The following is a 1701-nucleotide window of genomic DNA, read 5'->3' as shown; positions in this document are numbered from 1 at the left end:
GGTCTCGAACTCGACGGGCTTGAGAGAGAGGCCCGGGAGTTGGAGCGCGCGCGAGGGCACGTTCTGGAGCGCGAGGAGCGACTGGAAGAGCGGTGCGTGGCTGAGGCTGCGCGCGGGCTGGAGCGCTTCGACGAGCTTCTCGAAGGGGACGTCCTGGTGCTCGTAGGCGGCGAGGACGGACTCGCGGGTCTGCTGGAGCAACTGGCGGAACGTCTGGGCCTCGGTCAGCTGAGCGCGCAGGACGAGGGTGTTGACGAAGAAGCCGATGAGGCCTTCGGTCTCGGAACGCGTGCGTCCTGCGATGGGAGAGCCGACGGAGATGTCGAGCTGGCCGGAGTAGCGGGCGAGGAGCGACTGCCAGGAGGCGAGGAGGACCATGAAGAGCGAGCCGCCTTCATGGAGCGCGAGGGCCTTGAGGGAGTCGGAGAGGGCCTTGGGCAGAGAGAAGGCGAGGGTGGCGCCGGCGGTGCCCTGAACGGCGGGACGAGGCTTGTCGGTGGGCAGCTCGAGGAGCGGCGGGGCACCGGCGAGGTGACGCTTCCAGAAGTCGACCTGACGCTGGAGGACATCGCCCTGGAGCCAGCCGCGCTGCCATGCCGCGAAGTCCGCGTACTGCACGGACAGCTCCGCGAGCGGGGATGCAGCGCCTTGCGCGAACGCGGCATACAGCGCGCCGAGTTCGCGGAGCAGCACTCCCAGCGACCAACCATCGGAGACGATGTGGTGCATCGTCACGACGAGGAGGTGCTCGGTGTCGCGCAGCTTCAGCAGCAGCGCGCGGAGCAGCGGGCCCTGCTGGAGGTGGAAGGGCTTCTGGATCTCCTCGGCGATGTGCAGGCGTGCCTGGGCCTCGCGCTCGGAGTCCGGCACCGCCGAGAGGTCCTGGATGACGAGCGGGATCGAGAGCGTGGGCGCGATGCGCTGGACCGGCTGCCCTTCGTGCTCGACGAAGGTGGTGCGCAGGGACTCGTGGCGGCGCACGACTTCCGCGAGTGCGCGCGACAGGACCTCGAGGTCAAGCGCGCCTTCGAGCCGGACGGGGACGGGGATGTTGTAGAGCGCGGTTCCGGACTCGAGCTGATCAATGAGCCAGAGGCGCTGCTGCGCGAAGGAGAGCGGGAGCGCCGTGTCTCGCGCGGTGGGCACGAGCGGCGGCACGAGCGACGAGGGGCGGAGTGAGTCGACGCGGAGCGCGAGCGCGCCGAGCGTTGCGTCCTCGAAGAGTGCGCGCAGCGGGAGTTCCACGCGGAACTCGGAGCGGATCCGCGAGACGACCTGCGTGGCGAGGAGCGAGTGCCCGCCCAGCTCGAAGAAGCTGTCGTCGAGCCCCACGCGCGGCTGGCGCAGGACATCGGCCCAGATGGCGGCGAGCGCCGTCTCGGTGGGTGACGAGGGCTGACGGAAGACGCGAGACGAGGACGGCGCGTCGGGCTCGGGGAGCGCCTTGCGATCGACCTTGCCGTTGGAGTTGAGCGGCAGCGCCTCCATGAAGACGAAGGCGGAGGGCACCATGTACTCGGGGAGCCCCTGGCGCAGGTGCGACTTGAGGGCGTCCAGGTTCGGCGTGAAGCCGGCCTTGAGGACGAGGTACGCCACGAGCCGCTTGTCCGCGCCGTCGCCCTTTGCGACGACGACGGTGTCCTTGACGGCAGGCGAGGCGCGGAGAGCGGCCTCGACTTCGCCGAGCTCGATGCGGAAGCC

At 69.9% G+C, this 1701-nt stretch carries 1 protein-coding gene; it reads right to left on the bottom strand.

Annotation, left to right across the window (positions count from 1 at the left end; genetic code table 11):
- A partial coding sequence (locus tag JGU66_36260; protein MBJ6766230.1) for a non-ribosomal peptide synthetase occupies positions 1–1701 on the bottom strand: 1701 nt, incomplete at both ends.

It is taken from the genome of Myxococcaceae bacterium JPH2 (assembly GCA_016458225.1).
Lineage (GTDB): Bacteria > Myxococcota > Myxococcia > Myxococcales > Myxococcaceae > Citreicoccus.
Note: the sequence above shows the minus strand (reverse complement) of the source record. Positions and strands in the feature narration are given on the sequence as shown.